The organism is Methanosarcina sp. A14, assembly GCF_001729375.1.
Classification (GTDB): Archaea; Halobacteriota; Methanosarcinia; order Methanosarcinales; family Methanosarcinaceae; genus Methanosarcina; species Methanosarcina barkeri.
In genome coordinates, this window is sequence record NZ_LZPK01000250.1 from 1 (window position 1) to 5,125 (window position 5,125).

4 protein-coding genes are annotated in these 5,125 nt (G+C 38.7%); 2 read left to right on the plus strand and 2 right to left on the minus strand.

Translation table 11 applies throughout. The features are described from left to right. Positions 1 to 91: 91 nt before the first annotated feature. Positions 92 to 1,150, minus strand: a complete 1,059-nt coding sequence (locus tag A9239_RS12005; RefSeq protein WP_048121347.1) for a glycosyltransferase family 1 protein — start codon at positions 1,148 to 1,150, stop codon at positions 92 to 94. 201 nt (positions 1,151 to 1,351) lie between these two features. Next, positions 1,352 to 2,440 (minus strand): glycosyltransferase family 4 protein, encoded by a 1,089-nt coding sequence (locus A9239_RS12010; protein ID WP_048121345.1) that lies wholly within the window; start codon positions 2,438 to 2,440, stop codon positions 1,352 to 1,354. A 79-nt stretch (positions 2,441 to 2,519) separates the two neighbouring features. On the opposite strand from A9239_RS12010, the gene A9239_RS12015 reads away from it, so the two are divergent. Further along, entirely contained in the window at positions 2,520 to 3,674 is a 1,155-nt protein-coding gene (locus A9239_RS12015) for a glycosyltransferase (RefSeq protein ID WP_048121343.1), read from the plus strand. 57 nt (positions 3,675 to 3,731) lie between these two features. Then, the coding region (locus A9239_RS12020) for an oligosaccharyl transferase, archaeosortase A system-associated (protein ID WP_141706449.1) at positions 3,732 to 5,125 on the plus strand (1,394 nt) is incomplete at its 3' end.

Genomic DNA, 5,125 nt, shown 5'->3' on the forward strand with positions numbered 1-5,125 from the left:
AGATCCAATATAAGATAAGACCCAATATAAGATCTCAGTGTATAAACATATAAGATGCCTTTTTTATAGGTCAGATTTTTTAGATTGAGTTTCAGCTTAACTGCTGATATACTTTAAGCGTTTTTTCAGCGGATTTTTCCCAGTTGAATAACTGAGCCCTTTTGAGTCCTTTGTTTATCATTTGTTCCCTAAGTTTTTCATCTGTCAACAGGTTATACATTGCCTCTGCAAATGCATTAACATCATAAGGATCTATGGTAATAGCTGAATCTCCTACAACTTCAGGTAAAGAAGTAAGGTTAGAAGTTATTACAGGTGTTCCGCACGCCATAGCCTCTAACGGAGGTAATCCGAAGCCCTCGTATAAAGAAGGAAAAACAAACAGATCTGCAGCGTTATAGTACTTGGTCAGGTCGTTTTCGGAAACATATCCTACAAATACTACTTCTTTCTCTATCCCAAGCATCTCTATTAATTCAATAAGTTTTTCACGAGCTCCAGGGACCTGTGGAGTGCCGATTTTAAGAAGTACTATATCAGGAAGTTTCTTTTTCAGCTCACCGATAGCTTTCAGTAAAAAGGGAACATTTTTTCTTGGTTGTTCAGATCCTACATATAGAATGACTTTTTGGGTATCTGGTATTTCCAATTTTTTAATAACTTCTCGGTCCCTTTTCACACAGTAATTGTTATGGTCTACTGCGTTTGGAATAACAGTTATTTGATCCTCTGGGTACCCTACATGCTTGATAATTTCACTTTTTGAGTACTCTGAAACTGTGATAATTCTATCTGCTTTTCTCAAGCCCCTCATGTTCAGTTTCCATGTTGGCAGCCGGTTGTTATCATATACCCAGGGGATAAGGTCATGGCAGGTGACAATTGTCTTTTCTAATTTCATCAGTTCCAGAAGGTAAGCCAGATCCTGGCTCGTTATATGCTTTACGTTTTCTTTTTTTACATGGCTTTTAACAATTAATGGATATGCCAGATATTTTACAGCACTATTAATTTGTCTCTTCTTTGAGATCAGTGGGTATTCAATTGGGTTTAGTTTTATATTTTTTATTCTTTCATGTATCTCTTTTTGATACTTTGACATGCCGAATATTTCGTCTGTTTTTGCTCCATTTATATAATCAATTTCCATATTCCAGTTCCCCAAAGATCCAAAAATAAATATTTGTATGGTCCAATTAGTCTATCTATTATCTTCGAACTCTTCCCAAAACCGATTTTGTCCTCAAATACTAAAGTTTTAAAACTATTTTCGTGATCAGGGGATCGTTTGATTATTTGGGATCTGAATTCTGGGAAGTGATGTTAAGTTTTGGAATGAGCTCTTCTAATATTACTGCTTGAGATATTGTTTCTCAATTCTGGCTGAAACTTCATTCCAATCCATTATGTTTTTATCTATCCCGGATTTTTTTATTCTTTCCTTTTTCTTAATTTCCTTCAGTGCTGCTGTCACTTTTTCCTTTGAAACCGGACTTTCAATCCCAATACAGTTCCTTCCGTCCACAAACTCCTCAAGTGCACTGCCCTTTGCCACTATACACGGAATTTCTGCAGCCAGCGCCTCAGCAACCGTTATCCCATATGCCTCACGAGAAGAAAGCATTAAAAATATATCCGCATCTGCATAGCGTTCAAGAAGTTCTTTTCTTGACAGGTCTTTTAACCATTCAACCCTTGCTTCCACACCTAAACTTTTCGCCATATTTCGAAGCTCAGCTTCGTAAGGTCCCTTTCCGATGATTCTCAACCGGAAACCCTGAAGTTCAGGTAAACTCTGAATAATGTACTGTACCCCTTTATATTCTTCCAGGCGGCCTACATAAAGAAGAATCTGTTCTCTTCCGGCGTTCCTGTTTAAGCTTTTTTCCGGCTTCCTCAAATCTTCAAACTCTTTAAGGTTTATTCCGTTAGGGATTTTTACAGTTTTTGCGGCAACCTTAAAATCTGACTCTATAAGTTTCTTTTCATACTCTGAGACACATATTACGGAATCTGCCCTGGAGAAGATTATCTTCCCGAAAAGTCTGTATGGCTTGTGCAGTAAATCGCGGAATGCGGTATGGCCGTGCCGATGATAATGCGGAGTAAACACAAATTTTGTGCCGTGCCTGCTTAAGGATGCGAAGAATGCAGGAAAAGCATGATAACTATGTGCATGAACTATGTCATAGTCGTGTTTTTTGAGATAAGTATAGATCTGAGGAGCGAAGTAGTATGCATTTCCCGGAGCAAAAGATCTAAACCTTATAACCCTTACTCCGTTTATTATCTCTTGCTTTCTCAATTTTCCTGTGGGATCGGTTGTTATAACCTCCACATCGTGCCCTGCTTTAACCAGCCTTTCACTAATTTCTTTAACATGAGTTTCCACTCCACCTATGTCAGGAGAATAACGGGGACAGATCTGGGCTATTTTCAAGGCTGAACCTCTTTTATACTGGAATCTATGTGGAGTAATGCATTAGTTTAATATAAAGATAATGTGATAGTTTAGGCAAATGACATCTAATAAAAGCGTTTGCATAGTCGGACCTTCGAAACGTTTTTTGAGCGGTATCAGTTATTATACTATCCGTCTGGCAAATGCCATGTCTGTGGAAAAAGAAGTCTCAGTAGTTTGCTTTCGGCAGTTGCTTCCAACTTTTCTGTTTCCCGGAAAATCCCATGTTGGAAAGAATATTTCTGACCTGAATTTTTCACCCAGGATACCTGTCTTTAACGGCATGGACTATAACAATCCACTGTCCTGGATTAAAGCATACCGCTTTCTTAAAGCACAAAAACCGGATATTATAGTTTTGCAGTGGTGGACTTCCTCGGTTGCGCATATGCAGCTTCTGCTAAAGATATTTGCAGGTTTGCTGAATAAACCTAAAATAATTATCGAATTTCATGAAGTTGTAGATCCTTTTGAAGAATCAATACTTCCAATTAGGTTATACTCAAAAATAACAGGAAAACTGCTGCGTAAAAACCTTGATGCATATATTACTCATTCCGAGTCCGATAAAGAGCTTGTTGCAAAAAGGTATTCTATTTCCCCTGAAAAAATTCATGTGATCCCGCATGGGCTTTATGACCAGTACGGAGAATTGCTTGACACAAAAGAAGCGAGAAGAAATCTCTCGATAAAGGAAGATTTCGTTATACTCTCTTTCGGCTTAATTCGAAAGTATAAGGGAACTCCCTACCTTATCAGGGCCTTTGAACAGCTTCCTCCCAAAATTCTCGAAAAAAGCCGGTTATTGATTGTCGGGGAAATCTGGGAAGACCGTAAGGAATTACTTGACCAGATTAAAGCTTCTCCTTTTCATGATAAGATTACACTTATAGACGAATATGTTCCTGACGAGAAAGTAAACCTGTATTTCAGTGCTGCCGATGTGGTAGTCCTGCCTTACCTGAGAGCCTCTCAGAGTGGAATTGCGCATATCGCAATGTCTTTTGGAAAACCTGTCGTTGTTTCAGAAGTAGGTGGCTTAAAAGAATCAATGGCTAACTATGAAGGCACCGTTTTTGTACCTCCTGCTGATATCGATTCTATCAGGGAAGCTATTCTCAGCCAATTTGGAGAGAGAAAGCATTACGAAGCTCCTGATCAGAAGTGGGATAGAATTATAAACTGTTACATAGAATTAATACAATCTATTTAATTTTCTTTTTCATAATTCTATCTTAATTTATAATGTCCAATTCATAAAGGGGATACTATGAGTTCTCAGGATCGTCCTGTATCGTCATTCAAAGATAAAATCAAATCCAGCTGGCCTTATATTCTGACAGTTGCGATAATTGGTTTCGTGTCTCTATGGGTCAGAATACTTCCTTCAGATAGAGTACTTTTGCCTGGCGGGATTGTGAAGTTCACGACCAATGATGCATGGTATCATATGCGTACCTTATTCGTCCTGCTTGAAAATTACCCCCACAGGATGTTTTTCAATCCCATGACCAACTATCCTAACGGGAGTTACATACATTTTGGGCCATTGTTTGATCAAATGATGGCTGTTACTTCACTGATTCTTGGAATGGGAAATCCCAGTTCTCAACTGATTAACACTATAGGGGCCTATTTCCCTGCCGTGCTCGGGGCCTTAACTGTTATTCCGGTTTACTACATAGGAAAATATCTTGGAGGGCATAAAACTGGGATTCTGGCTGCAATCCTGATTGCATTTGCTCCAGGGCAGTTTCTGTCCCGTTCAATGATTGGCTTCACAGACCATCATGTTGCCGAGTCACTATTCAGTACTTTATTCATGATGTTTTTCATGCTGGCTTTGATTTCAGCAAAGGAGAAAAATCTGCGTTTTGAAGACGTGTTCAATAAGAAATTTACTGTCCTGAAAGAGCCTCTTTTGTACTCTATTCTGGCTGGAGTCATGTACTCAGCTTACCAGCTTTGCTGGCCCGGAGGCTCACTATTTTTATTAATCGTTCTCGTTTATGCTATATTCCAGTATATCTTGGACAATTTCCGGAATGAGTCAAGTGATTACCTTGGATTTACGGGCATAGTCACCTGTCTGGTAAGTACAATCCTTATCCTTCCATTTGTCCATCCTGACATGGGTTTTTCTCTATACTATTACTCCTGGTTCCATGTTATCACATCTCTTGGGACAATGGCAGGTTTTGTAGCTTTGAGTTTCATCGAAAGAGAGTTCAAAAGAAAGAAAATGAAATCTTATTATTACCCTCTTCTTATCCTCGGAGTTGGAATTCTCGGACTTATATGTATCAAAATTTTATCTCCATCACTTTATTCCCTGATTATACATGCACCAAACACTGTTTTTAGGATTCAACAGGGAGGACCTTCCACAATCGATGAGGCTTCTTCAATATTTTACGATTATGGCGCTTTTACGATGTCTAAAGTTTATTCAAATTTCACTCCTACGGGATTTTTCGCGTCTCTGCTCGGGATGTTTATTCTGGCTGCAAACCTGTTCAGAAAATCAAAGCCTCAGGAAGTGTTACTTCTTGTCTGGAGTTTCCTTATTTTCCTTGCAATTTACGGTCAGAACCGTTTTGCATATTATTATTCAATAAACGTTTCAGTTTTGAGTGCATATCTGGGAGGCTTGTTACTTGAAAA